Consider the following 19652-nt stretch of genomic DNA (forward strand, 5'->3'; position numbering starts at 1 on the left):
ATTGATGACAGAGGCCGTCTGAAACAATAGGAGATATAACACATGAAATCTGTACAACAACGTTTGTCCGCTTTACGCGAAGCCATGAAAAAACATGGCGTGGACGCGTTTGTCATTCCTTCCGCCGATCCGCACCTTTCCGAATACCTGCCCGAGCATTGGCAGGCACGCCGCGATTTTTCCGGCTTTACCGGTTCGGCCGGTACTTTGGTGGTGACCGCCGATAAAGCAGGCGTGTGGACGGACAGCCGCTATTGGGAACAGGCCGGCCAACAGCTTGCGCCGAACGGCATTGAGTTGCAAAAAATGGGCGTTGATGCGCCTTATACCGAGTGGTTGGCACAAAATCTGCCCGAGGGCGCAGTGGTCGGCGCGCCTGCCGATATGTTCGCACTCAGCGGCGAGCGCGGTTTGAAACAGGCACTTGCCGCCAAAAACATTCGCCTCGAATATCCTGAAACCTTGTTGGACGAAGTTTGGGACGACCGTCCTGCATTGCCGACTCCGGAAATCTACGTTCACCATCCCGACTATGTTTCCGAAACGGCGGCCGAAAAACTGGCCCGTATCCGTGCGGCCATGAAAGAGCAGGGCGCAGAGGCGCATTTGGTTTCTTCTTTGGACGACATCGCTTGGATTACCAATCTGCGCGGCGATGATGTGCCGTTCAACCCCGTGTTCTTGTCCCATTTGTTTATCAGCCAAGACAAAGCTGTATTGTTTACCGATGCAGGCCGTCTGAAAGCCGAATCTGCCGAAGCTTTGAAAGCAGCAGGTTTTGAAGTATTGCCTTATGCGCAAGCGGCGGACTATTTGGCAGGCGTTAACGGCACATTGCTGATTGATCCGAACAAAACCGCTGTCGGCACTTTGCGCCGCCTGCCTGAAGACGTCCGTTTGATTGAAGCCATCCACCCAAGCACATTCTTCAAATCTGTTAAATCCGATGCCGACATCGCCCATATCCGCAATACCATGGCGGAAGACGGCGCGGCATTGTGCGGCTTTTTTGCCGAGTTTGAACAAATTTTGGCGGACGGCGGCGAATTGAGTGAGCTGGACATCGACGGCATGCTCTACAAACACCGCAGCCAACGTCCCGGCTTTATTTCGCCAAGTTTCGACACCATCGCCGGCTATAATGCCAATGCCGCATTGCCTCATTACAGCGCGACACCGGAAAACAACAGCAAAATCAAAGGCGACGGTATGCTGCTGATTGACTCCGGCGGCCAATACTGGGGCGGTACGACCGACATCACGCGCGTGGTGCCTGTCGGCAATCCGAGTGCGGCCATGAAGCGCGATTACACTTTGGTGTTGAAAGCGCATATTTCTCTGGCGGAAACCATTTTCCCCGAAAACATCAAAGGCCCGATGATTGATGCCATCTGCCGCAAATCACTCTGGCAGGCACAATGCGATTACGGTCACGGTACAGGTCATGGCGTGGGCTATTTCCTCAATGTGCATGAAGGCCCGCAAAGCATTGCCGTTGCCGCCGTGCCGCAACCGCATCACGCGATGAAGTCAGGCATGCTGACTTCCAACGAGCCGGGTCTTTACCGTCCGGGCAAATGGGGTATCCGTATCGAAAGCCTGGTAATCAACCGTCCGGTTGAAAACCCAGAGGAAACCGAGTTCGGCAAATTCCTGTATTTTGAAACCGTTACCCTCTGCCCAATCGATACGCGCCTGATCGATACCAAACTGATGACCGGCAGCGAAATCGAATGGCTGAACCAATATCACGCCGAAGTGCGCCGCCGTCTTGAGCCTTTGACAGAAGGCGCGGCCAAAGCATGGCTGATTGAACGCACCGAACCTTTGGCGCGTTAACGTGAAAGGCCGTCTGAAACGGCGGATACAAAGTTTCAGACGGCCTTATAACAACAATTATCTAAAAACTAAAAAAACCTTACCCGACTCCGAATAAAAACAATAACCCGGTCGGAATAGAGAGAGAAACCGGCGCGGCGACGTTACAGATGCCTGCTGCCATTCATTCGATTTCCGCTTCAGGTCAGCTTGTTTTCACGAGTCCGGTATGTTCAAACAGGACAGCCTGATTATGTTGAAATTCATCATCAAACGGATATGTGCTTCCATCCCGACCATGCTGGTGTTGATTACCGTATCGTTTTTCCTGATGCGGCTTGCACCGGGCAGCCCGTTCACAGGCGAACGCAATTTGCCGCCTGCGGTCATGGCCAACATCGAAGCGAAATATCACCTCAATGACCCGATGTACCTCCAATATTTCCACTACCTCAAGCAGTTGGCGCAGGGGGATTTGGGACCGTCGTTCAAATATAAAGATTTCAGCGTTAATGAGTTGCTTGCCCAATCCCTGCCGGTATCGGCAGAACTTGGTTTTTACGCCTTTTTAATCGCCGCCATCTTCGGCATGTTTATCGGCATTATCGCCGCCTTAAAACAAAACAGCTGGCTGGATTATTCGCTGATGAGCGGCGCGATGACCGGTATCGTCGTTCCCAGTTTTGTGATGGCGCCGGTATTGGTGCTGGTGTTTGCCGTCAGATTGCAATGGCTGCCTGCGGGTGGCTGGAACGATGGCGCACTGATGAACTTGATTCTGCCTGTCGTTACTTTGTCCATCGGTTATGTGTCCAGTATTGCGCGGATTACGCGCGGCGCGATGATCGAAGTATTGAACAGCCCCTTTATCCGCACGGCACGCGCCAAAGGCCTGCCCATGAGCCGCATCATTCTGCGCCATGCGCTGCGTCCCGCCATGTTGCCGATTGTTTCTTTCTTAGGCCCGGCATTCGTCGGCATCATCACCGGCTCCATTGTGATTGAAAACGTGTTCGGTATTCCCGGCGTCGGACAATTGTTTGTCAACGGCGCGCTCAACCGCGACTACGGCATGATTTTGGGTTTGACGATTTTGGTCGGCATTATGACCATTTTGTTCAACGCCATCCTCGATATTCTGTATGCCATTATTGACCCGAAAATCCGTTATTAATCCCATTTGCGCAAAGGCCGTCTGAAACGTTCAGACGGCCTGAAGAAAGAATAAAAAGCGAGAGAGAATATTATGTTATTCAAAAAGAAGCAGACTCAGGCCCTTGCAGAGGCAGCAGAATACGCCCAAGTACACGGCAAAAGCCTGTGGAGCGACGCATGGCGGCGTTTTAAACAGAACAAAGCGGCGGTGTACAGCATTATCATCCTGTTGTTGATCAGTATTTTTGTGATTGTGGCACCATGGATTGTCCGCTACACCTACGACTTCACCGACTGGGACAATATGCAGATTCCGCCGTCCTTTTCTACCCATCACTATCTGGGTACGGATTTGCTCGGCCGCGATTTGTTGTCGCGTGCGGCAACCGGCGGACGTATTTCCTTGCTGGTCGGTGTTGCCGGCGCATTGGTGGCCGTTGTTATCGGTACGCTTTATGGTGCGATTGCCGGCTTTATCGGTGGTAAGCTCGATTCGCTGATGATGCGCTTTTTGGAAATTTTGAACGCGTTTCCGTTTATGTTTTTCGTGATTCTGCTGACTACGTTCTTCGGCCGCAACCTGCTTTTGATTTTTGCCGCCGTGGGTTTGGTGTCTTGGCTGGACGTGGCGCGTATCGTGCGCGGTCAAACCTTGAGCTTGAAGCATAAAGAGTTTGTCGAAGCGGCGCGTGTGAGCGGCGTGGCAAAACGTAAAATCGTGACGCGCCACATTATTCCGAATGTTTTGGGTGTGGTGATGGTGTATGCCTCTTTGCTGGTGCCGGGCATGATTATGTTTGAATCCTTTTTGAGCTTCTTGGGCTTGGGAGTGCAAGAGCCGATGACCAGTTGGGGTTCGATGTTGCAAGAAGGCGCGATTTCGATGGAAGCCGCACCTTGGCAGCTGCTTGTGCCGAGTTTCTTCTTGGTAACCACTTTGTTCTGTTTCAACTTTATCGGCGACGGCCTGCGCGATGCGCTCGACCCGAAAGACCGCTAAACCACAACCAAAAGGATAATCAAAATGACAAAACAGTTACTGGTTGTAGAAAATCTGGACATCAATTTTGAGCTGCATGAGAAAACCGTTCATGCCGTGCGTAATGTCAGCTTTAAAGTGGCAGAGGGCGAAACATTGGCTTTGGTCGGCGAGTCCGGCTCGGGCAAGTCTGTAACGTCCATGTCCGTTATGCGCCTGTTGCCTGAAAAATTTGCCCGATACAGCAAAGATTCGCGCATTACTTTTGACGGCATTTCCATTTTGGATGCCGATGAGAAAACCCTGCGTGATTTGCGCGGCAACCGCATCAGCGTGATTTTCCAAGAGCCGATGACCTCGCTCAATCCGTTTATGCGTATCGGTGCGCAGCTGATTGAAGCGGCGCGTGTGCACAATAAAAAGCTCGGCAAAAAAGAAGCCGGGCAGAAGGCATTGGCATTGCTGGAGCGTGTGGGCATCAAAGAAGCCGAACGCCGCATGAAGCAATATCCGCACGAGTTTTCCGGCGGTCAGCTGCAACGCATCATGATTGCCATGGCACTCATCAATGAACCTGACTTGCTGATTGCCGACGAACCGACCACGGCTTTGGATGTGACCATTCAAGCCGAGATTCTCGATTTGCTCCACGATTTGCAACAGCAAATGGGCATGGCGATTATCTTCATTACCCACGATTTGGGTTTGGCGGAACACTATTCCAAAACCGTCTGCGTCATGCGTAACGGCGAAATTGTCGAGCGTGGCAAAATCAAAGAAGTATTTGTTCATCCGAAACACGAATATACTGCCGAACTCATCAATGCCATTCCAAAAGGCATGAAAGAGCCGGAAGAAAACAATGCCGGTGTGTTAATCGATGCCGATAATGTCAATGTTTCTTTCGTATTGAAGCAAAACTTTTTCGGCAAACCGCTCAAAACTTTTGATGCCGTCAAAGGCATCAGCTTCAAAATTAAAGAAGGCGAAACATTGGGCGTCGTCGGCGAGTCCGGTTCCGGCAAATCCACGCTGGGCAAAGCCGTCATGCAGATGCTGCCTTATACCGGCCATATCTCCTTTGAAGGCAAAGACCTGAAAAACTATACCGCCGAAGAAGCACGCCGTCTGAAATCGCAACGGCAAATTGTGTTCCAAGATCCGTTCGGTTCGCTTTCACCGCGCCTGACCGTTGGCGAAATTATTGGCGAAGGTTTGACGGTTCATCATCCTGAAATGACCAAAAAAGAACGTATCCAGCGTGTTTTGGAAGTCATGAAGGAAGTGTCCCTGCCGCTTGACGCGCTCAACCGCTATCCGCATGAATTCTCCGGCGGCCAGCGTCAGCGTATCGCGATTGCACGCGCCGTTATCCTGCGCCCGAAATTCATTCTTTTGGACGAGCCGACCTCTGCACTTGACCGCTCCGTACAATCCAAAGTGGTCGAACTTTTGCGTGACTTGCAGAAGAAATACGGTCTGACTTATATGTTCATCAGTCATGATTTGTCTGTTGTGCGCGCCGTCAGCGACAACGTGATTGTGATGAAGCAGGGCGAAATGGTTGAGTACGGCAGCGCGGATCAGATTTTCCACCATCCGCAAAACGACTACACCAAACGTTTGATTAACGCCGCATTTGATTTGTAGAAAAGGAAAAGGCCGTCTGAAAAGAAATTTTCAGACGGCCTTTTTAAGCGGAGGCTTTTTTCATCTAATTAGCGCAGCTATTACCTATACCTGTGCGGCATCCAATGCCTGTGCCAAGTCGGCAAGCAAATCGTCGATATGCTCGATACCCACGCTCAGGCGTACCATGTCGGGGCTGACGCCTGCTGCGGCGAGTTCTGCATCGTCAAGCTGACGGTGGGTCGTTGTAGCGGGATGGGTAGCCAGTGATTTGGCATCGCCGATATTCACCAAGCGCAGGAAGAGTTGCAATGCGTCAATAAACTTCGCGCCGGCTTCACGACCGCCTTTAATACCAAAACTCAGCAAACCTGAGGCTTTTCCGCCGTAGTCTCGGTCAATCAAGGCTTTATATGGACTGTCAGGCAGGGCGGGATAGTTTACCCATTCGACCTGCGGATGTTTCCTTAAGAATTCGGCTACTTTTAGGGCGTTTTCGCAATGACGTTCCATACGCAGGGCGAGGGTTTCCAAACCTTGAAGCAGTAAAAATGCGCTGTGCGGAGACAGGGCGGCGCCGGTATTACGCAATGGGACGACACGGGCACGGGCGATATAGGCTGCCGCACCAAAATGTTCGCAGTAGTTTACGCCGTGGTAAGACGAATCAGGCTGATTGAAGGTTTTTTCAAAACGCGGATTGCCTGCCCATTGGAATTTACCGCCGTCGATAATGGAACCGCCAATCGTTGTGCCGTGGCCGCCGATGTATTTGGTCAGGGATTGGATAACGATGTCGGCGCCGTGCTCGATCGGGCGGAATAATGTGGGCGTAGCAACGGTATTATCTACCATTAAAGGCAGACCTTGAGCGTGTGCGGCTTGGGCGAATGCCTGAATATCGACAACATTGATGGCGGGATTGCCGATGGATTCGCAATACACCAGTTTGGTTCGGCTGTCGGTATTGGCGGCGATTTCTTCGGGTTTGGCAGGATCGATAAAGCGCACTTCTATGCCTTGGCGCGGCAGGCTGTGGGCAAAGAAATTGTATGTGCCGCCGTAGAGGGTTTTGGTTGCGATGATGTTGTCGCCTGCTTCAACCAAAGTTTGAACGGCATAGGTAATTGCAGCCATACCGCTGGCGACAGCCAATGCGGCGATACCTCCTTCCAAACGGGCAACGCGTTCTTCCAGAACGGCAGTGGTCGGATTCATGATTCGGGTGTAGATATTGCCCGCAACCTCAAGGTTGAACAAGTCTGCGCCGTGTTGCGTGTTGTCGAAAGTGTAGGAAGTGGTTTGGTAAATGGGGACGGCAGCGGATTTGGTAGTCGGTTCGGATTGATAGCCTGCATGCAGGGCAATGGTTTCCCGTTTCATTTAAATATCCTTGTAGCGATTAAATAATGATAAATAGAGGCCAGCAGATTTGGATTTGAAGGGCAAACTTTCCATAACGGAAAAGTTTGGATATAGCAACATACGGTCTTTTATATAAGAAAGATTACCATGAGTGATACGCAACTGACCCAAGAAGAACGATACCACATTCAAGACCTGTCCTGCCACCACACCATCATCGAATGACACCCCATCACGCTACCGTTTGCCGCGACCTCCTCTAAAGATAAAAGCGACGGCGGTACTTTGTGGCAACATCTCAGAATATGCAGCAAATCCTACTGCAAACGATACGGCAGCACATGGCTCTGAGGCAAAATGCACGATCGCGTCAGCATGGAAAATGCCTCTCCATTGTCGAGCAAAAATTCCGCATTGGTAATGGGTAGGGCGATACCATTGGTGGCAAAGATCAGAAAAGCGAATACCTATGCAAAAATCCCCCAAATTCCTAAATGTCTGGGTAGGACTTTAGGAATTTGGGGGATTTTTCAAAGGTATTAGGCCGTCTGAAACTGCGTTATAGAAAGTTTCAGACGGCCCTTGGGTATTCTTTGGATTTGAAAATAAAAAAAGACTTGAATCATCAAGTCTCGCATTTCATTTTCAGTAGATAAAAAAATATCAAGAATGGCGGAAGCGGTGAGATTCGAACTCACGGAGGGCTATCAACCCTCGACGGTTTTCAAGACCGTTGCATTAAACCGCTCTGCCACGCTTCCATTCTTGAAGCCGTAATATTAATGGAACTTACGGCCTTTGCCAAGAGGTATTTTAGAAAAAATATCTAGGATTCTGTTTTTATTTAGATTGTTCTTCACGCATGAATACCCATTCGGCTTCGTTTGAAGCTGCTTCATTGAATGAATAGCCCTCGTAGTCGAAGTTTTTCAGCATTTCAGGATCGGTAATTCCGTGTTCTGCCGCGTAGCGCACCATCAAACCGCGCGCACGTTTGGCGTAGAAGCTGATGATTTTGTATTTGCCGTTTTTCTCGTCTTTAAAAATCGGTGTAATCAGGCGTGCGTTGAGTTTTTTGGTGTTGACGGATTTGAAATATTCTTGTGAGGCGAGGTTGATTAAAACGTCGCTGCCGGCTTGCTTCAGTGTTTGGTTGAGCAGGTCGGTGATTTTATCGCCCCAAAATTCGTAGAGGTTTTTGCCGCGTGAGTTGGCAAAGGCCGTACCCATTTCCAAGCGGTAGGGCTGCATCAAGTCGAGCGGGCGCAGTACGCCGTATAAGCCGGAGAGCAGGCGGACGTGTTGTTGCAGGTAGTCGATTTGCTCCGGCTTGAACGTATCGGCGGCGATGCCTTCGTAGACGTCGCCGTTGAACATAAATACGGCCTGTTTGGCGTTTTCAGGGGTAAACGGCGTGTGCCATACGGCATTGCGTTCGGCGTTGAGCAGGGCGATTTTGTCGGAAACATGCATCAGCTCGGCGATTTGTTGAGGGGCAAGCTGGCGCAACTCTTGCATCAGGATTTCTGCTTCGGGCAAAAGGTCGGGCTGGGTAAAGCTGCTGACGGGGGAGGGGTCTTTTTCGTTGAGGTTTTTGGCTGGGGATAAGACAAAAAACATGATAATTTCGGCTTTGAAATGAATAATGTGTGGAATTGTAGGTTTAAAATCGGGGAAGAACAAGACGGGCTAAACGCATTAATTGAATGCTTTTATTGAAACGTATTTCTGTTGAAAGTAAAATTCGAAGCTTCCACCTGATTCTGACATTTCTACTTGAGGAGAATATCATGTCTAAAACCATTATCCATACCGACAAAGCCCCTGCCGCGATTGGGGCATACAGCCAAGCAGTGCGTGCAGGCGATACGGTTTATATGAGCGGTCAGATTCCTTTGGATCCGGCTACGATGACTGTGGTCGGTGATGGCGACTTCCGCGCCGAAGCAGTGCAAGTATTTAAAAACCTGCAAGCCGTAGCCGAAGCGGCAGGCGGTTCTTTGAACGATATCGTCAAACTCAATGCTTATTTGACTGATTTGGCCAACTTTGCCGTGTTCAATGAAGTGATGGCTGAATTTATCGAACAGCCTTTCCCTGCGCGTGCGGCGGTTGGCGTAGCCAGTCTTCCTAAAGGTGTTCAGGTTGAAGCAGAGGCAGTATTGGTTTTAAATGCATAATTGATGTTTTCAGACGGCCTGGGCTGGGCTTGAGGCCGTCTGAAAATAAGAACAACGGAAAACAATAATAATGGCACATTACGCAATCGGAGACATTCAAGGCTGCTTTGACGAGCTGACTTTGCTGCTTGCCAAAATCGGCTTTAATCATGGTACGGACACCCTTTGGCTGGTCGGCGATATTGTTAATCGCGGCCCGAAGTCATTGGAAACCCTGAAATTTGCCAAAGAGCATGACAGCAGTGTGCAAATGGTTTTGGGCAATCATGATTTGCATCTCTTGGCAGTCGGTTGCGGTGAAGGAACGCTCAAGCGCAGCGATACGGTTGAGCCAATTTTGACTCATCCCGAGAGTCAATCCCTATTGGACTGGCTGCGTCATCAACCGCTTTTGGTGCGCGGCAACAGGCATGTGATGGTGCATGCCGGCATTTTGCCACAATGGTCGGTTGATAAGGCCGAAAGCCTTGCCCGTGAAGCTGAGGATGAATTGCAAGGTAAAAAATACAGGAAATTTTTTGGCAAAATGTACGGCAACAAGCCGACTGCATGGACGGATGATTTGACCGGCTATGAGCGCCTACGCATGATTATTAATGTCTTTACCCGTATGCGTGCGCTGACGTACAAAGGCGAGTTGGATTACGAATATAAATCCACTTTGAAGAAAATGCCGCTTTACCTGCGCCCTTGGTTTAAAGCGCCTGATAGGCAGAATTTGGATTATATTACCGTGTTCGGACATTGGTCGTCATTGGGCTACGTTAATACCGATCAGGTTATCGCTTTGGATACCGGCGCGTTGTGGGGCGGAGAGCTGACAGCGGTCAATTTGGATACCAACGAAGTGATACAGGTACCGTCGTTGGGCGGATTGGACTGGAAAACGGCATTAAAATAGTTTGGATAAGACAAAAAGGCCGTCTGAAATGTTTCAGACGGCCTTCTTGTCTGTGTTAATCCAAAGAAGGCAGGAGTTTGCCCGGATTCATGATGCCGTAAGGGTCAAGCTGATTTTTGATGGCATGCATCAGAGCAAGTTCGGCTTGTGTGCGCACTCGGGGCAGCCAATGTTTTTTAATAATGCCTACGCCGTGTTCGGCGGCAATGGTACCGTGGCAGGCAAGGATGTTTTCATAAACAATGGTATTGACGGCATCTTCGTATTGGTAGGCTTCGTTGCTCAATACGTTGGGTAGGAATGTATTGTAATGCAGGCTGCCGTCGCCCAAATGTCCGAAGCAGACAATTTGTATGCCGGGAAAACGGGTTTCCAAGGCAGGCGCGCATTGGCGGACAAAGGCGGCTACTTGGGCGATAGGGACGGCGATATCGTGTTTGATGCTGGTGCCGAGTTTGCGTTGGGAAGCGGAAATATTTTCACGCAAGGTCCATAAGTCGGATCGCTCTTGTTCGGATTGCACCAAGATGCTGTTTTCCCATCCGTTTTGATAGAGAAATTCGGCAAGCTTTTCATCCAGTCCGGCATCGGGAACGGAATCGGCAAGTTCAATCAAAATATGCCATTGCGCATCGGCAGGCTTTTTGAGTTGGCTGAATTCCGAAGATAAATCAAGGGCAAAGCGGCTGATCAGCTCGAAGCTGGTCAAGCGCTCGGCAAAATGACCTTGCACCGCAGTTAAAAGCGAGACGGCGGATTCAATATCATCTAAACCTACCCATACGGTTGCTTTGGTTTTGGGTTGGGCAAAGAGTTTGAGTGTGGCGGCGGTAATAATGCCCAATGTTCCTTCGCTGCCGATAAAAAGATGGCGCAAGTCGTAGCCCGTTGTGTTTTTGTGCAGGGGCTGAAGATGGGAAACCAGTTCGCCGTTTGGTAAAACGACTTCCAAACCCAATACCAAATCACGCATACTGCCGTAACGCAAGACATTTAAACCGCCGGCATTACAGGCAATATTGCCGCCGATTTGGCAAGAGCCTTCGCTGGCAAGGCTGAGTGGAAACAGTCGTCCGGCTTCGGCTGCCACATTTTGAGCATTCTGCAAAATCACGCCTGCTTCAACCGTCATGCTGTTGTCGGCAAGGTTGATATCGCGGATGCGGTTGAGCTTGGAGAGATTGAGCAGTACGCCTTCGGTGGTTACCGTTGCGCCGCATAATCCGGTATTGCCGCCTTGCGGGGTTACGCGGATACGGTTTTCAAAACAGAAACGCATGATTTTCTGCATGCTCTCGACAGAGTTCGGCTGTAAGACAATATCCGGCGAAGAAACAAAACGACGGCGTTGGTCGTTTAACAAGGCCGGAGTAGCTTCAATGATTTCAGAGGCGGAAAGAAACTCAGCAAAACGGTCGTGAAGGTGCATGGCAGTCAGGCGGAAAAGTCGGGAAGGGGTGTGTGAGGAATGTAAAAAAGCAGGATACGCAATGGTATCCTGCTTTTCTTATATTCAAAAGAATATTATTTAGCAGCTTCAGAAGCAGCGGCTTCAGTAGCAGAAGCAGCAGCTTCAGTAGCAGATGCAGCAGCTTCGGTAGCAGAAGCAGCGGCTTCAGTAGCTTCGGTAGCAGCAGAAGCGGTAGCTTCGGTAGCAGATGCAGCAGCTTCAGTAGCAGAAGCAGCGGCTTCAGAAGCAGCAGAAGCAGCAGTTTCAGCAGCTTTATCAGCACCGCCACAAGCGGCCAAAGCTAAAGACAACAAAGCAGCAGCGAACAGAGATTTTTTCATTTTTGAGGACCTTTTTTAAATCGATTTAAACTAAAAATAGCCGTTAAACGGCCTGTACAGTAGAAATTCATTGCTGAATTTTCGTTATTATGCCCCACGGGGTTGGTCAATGCAACGTTGCTTAACCTTTTATGGACTAAAATCAATACAAAATTAGCGAAAATAATGTAAATCAGGGAGGCAGGTAAAAAATCATCTAAAAATATTCATAATTAATGAAAATTTTAAAAATCATTTATATTCAATAGCTTGATTATTTTCAACTGTTGTTGGTTTTAAGGGTTTGGAATGTTTTTGCGTTTGGGGAAATTTTTGTAATTTAGCAACTTTGTGTTGTGAAAAAGCAACTTTTATGGATTGGAATCATTCAATTTGGTTTTTTATATGGGCTTTTTTGGTTTTGTTGTGTTTGCCAAAAGTATTTGTTTAAGGTAAACCGATTGTTGAGTTACAGCTGTGATAGAATAGCCTGAACTTGACTTTTAAATATTGATTAAGGACGACATGATGTCTATTGTTAAAAATTCCGTAGTTTCCCTGCATTATGAAATGTACGATGCAAACAACCAGCTGTTGGACAAAACTGAAGAGCCGATTGCTTACCTGCATGGCGGTTATGACGGTATTTTCCCTTTGGTGGAAGAAGCGTTGCACGGCAAAAATGTAGGCGATACCGTTGAAGTGGCTTTGTCGCCTGATGATGCCTTTGGCGAACAAGATCCTGAGCTGGTGCGTATTGAAGATGTAAGCGTGTTCCCTGTCGAAGTTGAAGTCGGCATGATGTTTGAAGCCGATGATCCGGAAACCGGCGATGTATTGATTTATCGTGTAACCGATGTTGCCGACGGTAAAGCCGTAGTGGACGGCAACCATCCTTTGGCCGGTATGAAAGTATTGTTCAAAGCGACTGTTGAAGGTGTACGCGATGCGACTGAGGAAGAAATTGCCCACGGTCACGTACATGGCCCGCACGGTCATCACCACCACTAATCAGGTTTGAAGCATGATAAAGGCCGTCTGAAAAGGAATGAAACCTTCCTTTTCAGACGGCCTTTAAGTTTTTACAAGACAGATAAATAGGAAATTTTGGCGCAGGTCAAATCAAACAGGGAAATCTGGATTTTGTTAGAGACTACAATAAACTACATGTAACGGTGCGACACAATCTGTATTAAGATTCAGATATTGGTAAAACAGGCAGAATGCAATGAGTGAAACATTGGAGCAGCAGGCTGTAGAGGCCGGTATTGATTTAGGCTACCACGACATCAACGGTACATATCATGCGACCAAACCTGAAGTGTTGGAATCGATCGTTGCTGTTTTGGACAAAAGCAAACCGGATTCAGACGGCCTTTATCTGAATACGATGGTCGCGCATGAAAACGGCGAAGAATCTTTACAGATGCCGTCTGAATTTCATGGTGCGGAAGTGGTCGTATTGAGTGATGAGGCGGATGAGTGCCAGAGCTTGACTTTATATCCGGGCGACAACGATACGCTTTGGGTTAAGCTGCCCCGACTGGCTTGCGGTTATTACACTTTGTCGGCCGAGACCGGCGGAAAATGTTGCCTTGTACGCCTGATTGTTGCTCCTGAATCGGTTTACCAACCCAAACTGCTTGCCAATGGCGGTCGGATGAATGGTTTGACCATGCATTTGTACAGCCTGCGTTCCGAGCACAACTGGGGTATAGGCGACTTTACCGATTTGCTGAACCTGATGAAATATGCGGCAGAGAAAAAGCTGGATTTTGTCGGTATCAACCCTTTGCACGCCTTGTTTACCAGCAAGCCTGTCTTTGCCAGCCCGTATAGCCCTTCTTCGCGCGAATGGCTTAATCCGATTTACTTGGATATCGAGAAAGTCGGTGCGTTTACTTATAACGAGCAACTGAAAAACTGGCTGGCACAACCGAAAATTCGTCAGCGCATTGCTGCTTTGCGTGTTACGGAAACGGTGACTTATACGGCGGTTTGGGCATGCAAACGTGATGCGCTGCATATGGCGTTTAACGCGTTTGAACAGGATACTTGCGAAGCTGCGGCAAATGAACGTGCTGCATTTGAAGCATTTGTATTAGAAAAAGGCAAGGCTTTGCAAGGCTTCAGTTTGTTTGAGGCTTTGGACCAGTATTACAGCCGTCCCGGACAAGTGGGCTGGCAGTCATGGCCGTCTGAATTTCATCAGCCTGATGGCGAAGCAGTAGAAAAATTTGCGCGCAGTCATGAGCGGGAAATCCGTTTTTATATGTGGCTGCAATGGCTTTGCGCGGAGCAGTTGCAAGAAGTTAACCAAGCTGCTGCCGAATACGGTGTCAAGCTTGGTATTTACGGCGATTTAGCAGTCGGCGTGGCGCGAGGCAGCGCGGATACTTGGTTACACCACCAAGATTATTGTATGGACGTATCGGTCGGTGCGCCACCCGATCCTTTAGGGCCAACAGGGCAGAATTGGAATTTGCCGCCGCTTAATCCGTCGATGTTGAAACATACGGGCTATGAAAAGTTTGCCCATCTGTTGCGCGAAAACATGCGCCTGTATGGCGTGTTGCGGATTGACCATGTGATGGCGCTGTGTCGTTTGTGGTGGGTTTTAAACGATAAAACAGCAGATTTCGGTGCATACGTGCATTACGACACCGAAGTGACTTTTGCCATATTGGCTTTGGAAAGCCAGCGAAACCGTTGCGTCATCATTGGCGAAGATTTGGGTACGGTACCCGATCAAGCGCGTTATCTGCTCAACCGCTATCAAGTGTTCTCCTACAAAGTGATGTATTTCAGCAAGGGCTGGAACGGTTTCCAACTGCCTGAAGAATACCCTGAGCAGGCGATTACGGTCATCAGTACCCACGATGTCGCGCCGCTGGCAGGTTATTGGATGGGCAAAGATTTGGATACGATGTTCAAACTCGGTACTTTGCCTGATGCAGCCGCTTTTCAGACGGCCTTGGATGAGCGCGAACACGATAAAGCCGATTTGCTGGACAAATTGAAATATACCGGCTGTCTGGGTGCAGACGTGCAAATGCCGGCAAAAGCCGATGAAACTTTGCTGGCGGCTTTGCACAAATACGGCGCATTGAGCCGCAGCAAGCTTTACGCCATACAACTGGAAAACCTGCTGGGCATCATTGACAATTTGAATGTCCCCGGCGTGCCGGACGGTTATCCGAACTGGGCGCAAAAAATGCCGGTTTCTTTGGAAGATTTCCTACAACACCGCCTCATGGGCGGCCAACTTGCCATTATTGACGAGGTACGCATGAAAACAAACAGCTAAATCAAGGCTTATCATGAACTTGACCAAATCGAGCGCGATACGGTCGAAAGCCTGTTTCTTGCCACCCACAGCGACTTGTTCGCTTATCTGGGACGACACCGCCTTGCAGAGGGCGATGAAGTGGTGCGCGTTTTAATTCCCGGCGCAGTAAGTGTGAATATTGTGAACCGCCGCAGCGGCGAACTCATCGTGCCGTCTGAAAAAATTGATGAACGCGGTTTCTTTGTGGCTGTTTTGCCCGATGATGCACCCGATTACGCTTTGAGTATCCGTTATACCGAAGACTCCGAGCCTGTGATTGAAGAAGACCCTTATCATTTCAGCTCTGCGTTGCAAGACATGGATTCCTGGCTGTTGGCCGAAGGCAAGCACCTGCGTCCTTATGAGACTTTAGGCGCGCATTTTGCCGAGTTGGACGGCGTGAAGGGCGTACGCTTTGCCGTATGGGCGCCAAATGCGCAACGCGTTTCCGTTATCGGCGAATTTAATAACTGGGATGGCCGCCGCCATGTGATGCGTTTCCACCGCGACAACGGCATTTGGGACATCTTTATTCCGGCAGTCAAACTCAACGCCCTCTACAAATTTGAAATCCGCGATGCCAACGGCGATGTTCGTGAAAAAGCTGACCCGTATGCCTTTGGTGCAGAGTTGCGTCCGAATACCGCGTCTGTCGTGCGCGGTTTGCCGGAAAAAGTGGAAGCACCCGACTTTCCGCGCCCGTGCCAACGCCATTGATGCGCCGATCAGCATTTATGAAGTGCATTTGGGTTCTTGGAAACGCAATCCCGAAAATAATTTCTGGTTGACTTACGAAGAGCTGGCCAAAGAATTGGTGGCATACGTCAAAGACATGGGCTTTACCCATATCGAGTTCCTGCCTGTTTCCGAATATCCGTTTGACGGCTCATGGGGCTATCAGGCAACCGGTTTGTATGCGCCGACCAGCCGTTTCGGTTCGCCGGAAGAATTGCGCGCATTGATTAAAGCCGCGCACGACGAGGGTATCAGCGTTATCCTCGACTGGGTGGTCGGCCATTTCCCAACCGATGATCACGGCCTGGCCAAATTTGACGGCACCGCGCTTTACGAACATGCCGACCCGCGCGAAGGCTACCACCAAGACTGGAACACCCTGATTTACAACTTCGGCAGAAACGAAGTGAAAAACTTCCTGCAAGGCAACGCCCTGTATTGGATAGAACGTTTCGGCTTTGACGGTATCCGCGTTGACGCGGTGGCTTCGATGATTTACCGCAACTATTCGCGCAAAGACGGCGAGTGGATTCCAAACCAATACGGCGGCCATGAAAACCTTGAAGCCATCGCTTTCCTGCGCGATACCAACACCATATTGAAAGAGGAAGTTCCGGCTGCGACTGAAATCGCCGAAGAATCTACTTCGTTTGCCAATGTAACCCGCCAAGAAGGTTTGAATTTCAGCTTCAAATGGGATATGGGCTGGATGAACGATACTTTGCGTTACATGATGGAAGACCCCATCAACCGCAAATACCACCATAACAAAATGACCTTCGGCATGATGTACCAGTACAGCGAAAACTTTGTCCTGCCGCTTTCACACGATGAAGTCGTGCACGGCAAACGCTCGCTGCTCGGCCGTATGCCCGGCGACTGCTGGCAACAATTTGCCAACCTGCGCGCCTACTACGGCTTTATGTACGGCTTCCCCGGCAAAAAACTGTTGTTTATGGGCAACGAGTTTGCACAAGGCCGCGAGTGGAACTACAACGAAGGACTGGATTGGTTCCTGCTGGAGCAAGAGGGCGGCTGGCACAAAGGCGTACAAGACTTTGTGCGCGAGTTGAACCATGTCTATAAAGACACCGCGCCGCTTTACCAATTAGACCAATGGCCTGAAGGCTTTGAGTGGCTGGTTGCCGATGACGGCGACAATTCCGTATTCGTCTTCGAGCGCCGCGACCGCGAAGGCAACCGCGTTATCGTCATCAGCAACTTCATGTCTGTGGTGCGTGAAGGCTACCGTTTTGGTGTGAATTCTGCCGGCGAATACCGCGAAATCCTCAATTCAGACGACCTGCATTACAAAGGCAGCGGCGTTTCTGCCGGCGCAACGGTGGAGACAGAAGAAGTTTGGTCGCATGGCAAACCAAATTCCCTGTCTGTTACCGTACCGCCGTTGGCAACCGTTTACCTGTATCAGGCGGCAGTCAAAGACGAAGCGTAAATCAACTTTGAGGGTGGGCATTATGTCGGCCTAATCAGCTGAAAATTAAAAGATAGTGACATCAATATGACTCAAGGCCGTCTGAAAGATTTTCAGACGGCCTTATATTGGACACGAAACCAAATACATACCAAGGAATCATTCTATGACTGCCAAATCATGGCATATCGAGGAAGGTAAGCCTTATCCCATGGGCGCGACCCTGACAAGCAAGGGCGCGAATTTCGCCTTGTTTTCCATCAATGCTGAAAAGGTAGAATTGTGTCTGTTTGATAAAGATAAAGAAACCCGTTTGGAGATGCCTTCGCGGCGCGGTTCGGTATTTTACGGATTCGTGCCGGACGTTAAGGCAGGGCAGCGATACGGTTTTCGTGTGTATGGACGTGAAAACGCAGAATACGGCTCATGTTTTAATCCCAACAAATTGCTGATTGACCCGTATTCCAAAAAAATTGACGGCAAACCAAGCTACCGTACCGCCGAAGAAATGGCATGGTTCAGGCCGGAAGATGAACGCGACAATGCCGCCGTTGCACCGAAAAGCGTCGTGATCGGACGCAGCCGATTTAATTGGGCCAAAGATTGCCGTCCGGAGATACCGTGGGGCAAAACCGTTATTTATGAAGCCCATGTCAAAGGGTTTACCAAGCAGTTCCCCGATTTGAAATATGCAGGCACTTATAAGGCCTTGAGTGATAAACGGTTTTTGGCTTATCTGCAAGAATTGGGGGTGACGACGGTCGAGCTGCTGCCGATTCATTATCATCTGGACGAATACCATTTTCAGCAGATGGGTTTGAGCAATTATTGGGGCTACAACACTTACTCCCATTTTGCCGTCGAGCCGTCTTATGCCGATAATCCCGAGCGTGCGGCGGCGGAGTTTAAACAGGCAGTCAAAGCCTTGCATCAGGCAGGTTTGGAAGTGATTTTGGATATCGTGTACAACCACACGGCAGAGCAGGACGACAAAGGCCCGATGCTGTGTCAGCGCGGTATCGACAACACCTTATGGTATTGGCACACCTCTTACTGCAGCTATGAAAACTGGTCAGGTTGCGGCAATACGCTCAATATTGTCCGTCGCGACGTTACCCGTTGGGCGGCAGACAGCCTGCGCTATTGGGCCGAAGAGTTTCATGTTGACGGCTTCCGTTTCAACTTGGGAACCGTATTGGGACGCGAACCCGATTTCCAATCGTACGGCCGTTTTTTCCAAGTTCTGTATCAAGACCCTATATTGGCTGGTTTGAAGTTGATTGTCGAAGCCTGGGACATCGGCGAGGGCGGCTATCACTTGGGCAATTTCCCGCAACCTTTTGCCGAATGGAACGGCCGTTTCCGTGATGATATGCGCGCGTTTTGGTCTTGGGAAAGCGGTAATTTGGGCGCATTTGCCGAACGCTTGGCCGGGTCGTCCGATATTTTCAACCACAGCGGCCGCCGACCGTCTGCCAGCATCAACTTCATTACTGCACACGACGGCTTCACTCTGCGCGATTTGGTCAGCTACAACAAAAAACACAACGAAGCCAACGGTGAAAACAACCGCGATGGGCATAATGAAAACATCAGCTACAACCACGGCGTAGAAGGCGAAACCGATGATGAAGAGGTTTTGCTCAACCGCGAATACACTTCCAAAGCGTTGCTTGCCTCCTTATTTTTATCTAACGGTACGCCCATGCTTTTGGCCGGCGATGAGTTCGGCAACAGTCAGCAAGGCAACAACAACAGCTACTGCCAAGATAATCCGATTACATGGTTGGATTGGCAAAATGAGTCCTATGTGTTGCAAGATTACACTTAAGAGCTGATACGCGTCCGCAGCCGAATCAAGCTGCTGACAGATGATTGCTGGTGGGGAGAAGAGCGTGTGCAATGGCTCAATGCCGATAGCAGTCCGATGACCGAATATTGTTGGCACAACAGGGGCAGTAAGGCGATTCAGATTGTTTTGGACGACGAGTGGCTACTGTTGGTAAATGCCAAACGTAGTCGCCAGTTATTTAATCCGCCTCAAGGTAATTGGGAGATTTCTTGCGTACCATCAGAGAAATTAAATTACGAAGAACCAGGAAAATGTGTTGTTGAGCATATGGGTATTTTGATTTTGCATAAAATAAAGTAAATGATAATCAAACTATTATTTAATTAACTCTTTGATATGTTGTTGGTATTTGTTCATTTTAGCTTTATGGTATAAATCGAAAATGCCGATAAAATGATTAATGGTTTAATTGTTAATTAAATGTTTTGTAAAGAAAAAATATACTTTTTTTAAATCTTTTCGCTATAATCCCCTTGGTTTGTAACAAACCTACGCATCATTCCTTTCA

The 19652-nt window shown here is 49.3% G+C and carries 11 protein-coding genes, 1 tRNA gene and 3 pseudogenes; 10 read left to right on the forward strand and 5 right to left on the reverse strand.

The features are described 5' to 3' along the window. Positions 1-42: 42 nt before the first annotated feature. The 4 genes from ACTHTQ_RS04740 to ACTHTQ_RS04755 all read left to right on the forward strand — a co-directional run bounded on the left by ACTHTQ_RS04740 (position 43) and on the right by ACTHTQ_RS04755 (position 5602). Complete coding sequence (locus tag ACTHTQ_RS04740; protein ID WP_440363251.1) at positions 43-1839, forward strand: aminopeptidase P family protein; 1797 nt, start codon at positions 43-45, stop codon at positions 1837-1839. Positions 1840-2071: 232 nt separating this feature from the next. Further along, positions 2072-2992: an oligopeptide ABC transporter permease OppB gene (gene oppB / locus ACTHTQ_RS04745; protein WP_036472303.1), complete on the forward strand. Its 921-nt coding sequence runs from the start codon at positions 2072-2074 to the stop codon at positions 2990-2992. A gap of 72 nt (positions 2993-3064) precedes the next feature. Beyond that, a complete protein-coding gene (gene oppC, locus ACTHTQ_RS04750; RefSeq protein ID WP_003683112.1) occupies positions 3065-3973 on the forward strand; it encodes an oligopeptide ABC transporter permease OppC in 909 nt (302 codons plus the stop codon). 24 nt (positions 3974-3997) lie between these two features. After that, positions 3998-5602: an ABC transporter ATP-binding protein gene (locus ACTHTQ_RS04755; protein WP_440363252.1), complete on the forward strand. Its 1605-nt coding sequence runs from the start codon at positions 3998-4000 to the stop codon at positions 5600-5602. A gap of 84 nt (positions 5603-5686) precedes the next feature. Here the strand turns inward: ACTHTQ_RS04755 and ACTHTQ_RS04760 are convergent, their stop codons facing one another. Further along, on the reverse strand, positions 5687-6964 hold the full coding sequence (locus ACTHTQ_RS04760; RefSeq protein WP_440363253.1) for an O-acetylhomoserine aminocarboxypropyltransferase/cysteine synthase family protein: 1278 nt from the start codon (positions 6962-6964) through the stop codon (positions 5687-5689). Positions 6965-7158: 194 nt separating this feature from the next. On the opposite strand from ACTHTQ_RS04760, the pseudogene ACTHTQ_RS04765 reads away from it, so the two are divergent. Then, a pseudogene (locus ACTHTQ_RS04765) lies at positions 7159-7371 on the forward strand (IS30 family transposase); the annotation flags it as partial. 245 nt (positions 7372-7616) lie between these two features. Here ACTHTQ_RS04765 and ACTHTQ_RS04770 read toward each other — a convergent pair. After that, a tRNA-Ser gene (locus ACTHTQ_RS04770) sits at positions 7617-7707 on the reverse strand. 79 nt (positions 7708-7786) lie between these two features. Beyond that, complete coding sequence (yaaA, locus tag ACTHTQ_RS04775) at positions 7787-8566, reverse strand: peroxide stress protein YaaA (protein ID WP_440363254.1); 780 nt, start codon at positions 8564-8566, stop codon at positions 7787-7789. A gap of 170 nt (positions 8567-8736) precedes the next feature. Between yaaA and ACTHTQ_RS04780 the strand changes: the two genes are divergently transcribed. Together ACTHTQ_RS04780 and ACTHTQ_RS04785 are read left to right on the forward strand one after the other, a co-directional pair. After that, positions 8737-9126, forward strand: a complete 390-nt coding sequence (locus ACTHTQ_RS04780) for a RidA family protein (protein ID WP_036472307.1) — start codon at positions 8737-8739, stop codon at positions 9124-9126. A 70-nt stretch (positions 9127-9196) separates the two neighbouring features. After that, positions 9197-10027 carry a symmetrical bis(5'-nucleosyl)-tetraphosphatase gene (locus ACTHTQ_RS04785; RefSeq protein ID WP_070849511.1) on the forward strand — a complete coding sequence of 277 codons (831 nt, stop codon included), beginning with the start codon at positions 9197-9199 and terminating at the stop codon, positions 10025-10027. Positions 10028-10082: 55 nt separating this feature from the next. Here ACTHTQ_RS04785 and ACTHTQ_RS04790 read toward each other — a convergent pair whose 3' ends face one another. Continuing rightward, positions 10083-11456, reverse strand: a complete 1374-nt coding sequence (locus ACTHTQ_RS04790; RefSeq protein ID WP_440363255.1) for an FAD-binding oxidoreductase — start codon at positions 11454-11456, stop codon at positions 10083-10085. Between the two features lie 95 nt (positions 11457-11551). Continuing rightward, positions 11552-11818: a hypothetical protein gene (locus ACTHTQ_RS04795; protein WP_440363256.1), complete on the reverse strand. Its 267-nt coding sequence runs from the start codon at positions 11816-11818 to the stop codon at positions 11552-11554. A gap of 507 nt (positions 11819-12325) precedes the next feature. Here ACTHTQ_RS04795 and ACTHTQ_RS04800 point away from each other — a divergent pair. The 3 genes and pseudogenes from ACTHTQ_RS04800 to glgX all read left to right on the forward strand — a co-directional run bounded on the left by ACTHTQ_RS04800 (position 12326) and on the right by glgX (position 19444). Next, on the forward strand, positions 12326-12808 hold the full coding sequence (locus ACTHTQ_RS04800) for an FKBP-type peptidyl-prolyl cis-trans isomerase (protein ID WP_003683125.1): 483 nt from the start codon (positions 12326-12328) through the stop codon (positions 12806-12808). A gap of 217 nt (positions 12809-13025) precedes the next feature. Continuing rightward, positions 13026-17313: pseudogene (glgB, locus tag ACTHTQ_RS04805) on the forward strand (1,4-alpha-glucan branching protein GlgB). A 145-nt stretch (positions 17314-17458) separates the two neighbouring features. Then, positions 17459-19444 (forward strand): annotated as a pseudogene (gene glgX, locus ACTHTQ_RS04810) (glycogen debranching protein GlgX). Positions 19445-19652 lie beyond the last annotated feature (208 nt).

Source organism: Neisseria sp. P0020.S003 (genome assembly GCF_051957095.1).
In the GTDB taxonomy this organism is placed as follows: Bacteria; Pseudomonadota; Gammaproteobacteria; order Burkholderiales; family Neisseriaceae; genus Neisseria; species Neisseria subflava.

Bases quoted from the DNA above. Each gene is read 5' to 3' on its own strand.
- ACTHTQ_RS04740 (WP_440363251.1), top strand. From the start codon at position 43: ATGAAATCTGTACAACAACGTTTGTCCGCTTTACGCGAAGCCATGAAA.
- oppB (WP_036472303.1), top strand. From the start codon at position 2,072: ATGTTGAAATTCATCATCAAACGGATATGTGCTTCCATCCCGACCATG.
- oppC (WP_003683112.1), top strand. From the start codon at position 3,065: ATGTTATTCAAAAAGAAGCAGACTCAGGCCCTTGCAGAGGCAGCAGAA.
- ACTHTQ_RS04755 (WP_440363252.1), top strand. From the start codon at position 3,998: ATGACAAAACAGTTACTGGTTGTAGAAAATCTGGACATCAATTTTGAG.
- ACTHTQ_RS04760 (WP_440363253.1), bottom strand. From the start codon at position 6,964: ATGAAACGGGAAACCATTGCCCTGCATGCAGGCTATCAATCCGAACCG.
- yaaA (WP_440363254.1), bottom strand. From the start codon at position 8,566: ATGTTTTTTGTCTTATCCCCAGCCAAAAACCTCAACGAAAAAGACCCC.
- ACTHTQ_RS04780 (WP_036472307.1), top strand. From the start codon at position 8,737: ATGTCTAAAACCATTATCCATACCGACAAAGCCCCTGCCGCGATTGGG.
- ACTHTQ_RS04785 (WP_070849511.1), top strand. From the start codon at position 9,197: ATGGCACATTACGCAATCGGAGACATTCAAGGCTGCTTTGACGAGCTG.
- ACTHTQ_RS04790 (WP_440363255.1), bottom strand. From the start codon at position 11,456: ATGCACCTTCACGACCGTTTTGCTGAGTTTCTTTCCGCCTCTGAAATC.
- ACTHTQ_RS04795 (WP_440363256.1), bottom strand. From the start codon at position 11,818: ATGAAAAAATCTCTGTTCGCTGCTGCTTTGTTGTCTTTAGCTTTGGCC.
- ACTHTQ_RS04800 (WP_003683125.1), top strand. From the start codon at position 12,326: ATGTCTATTGTTAAAAATTCCGTAGTTTCCCTGCATTATGAAATGTAC.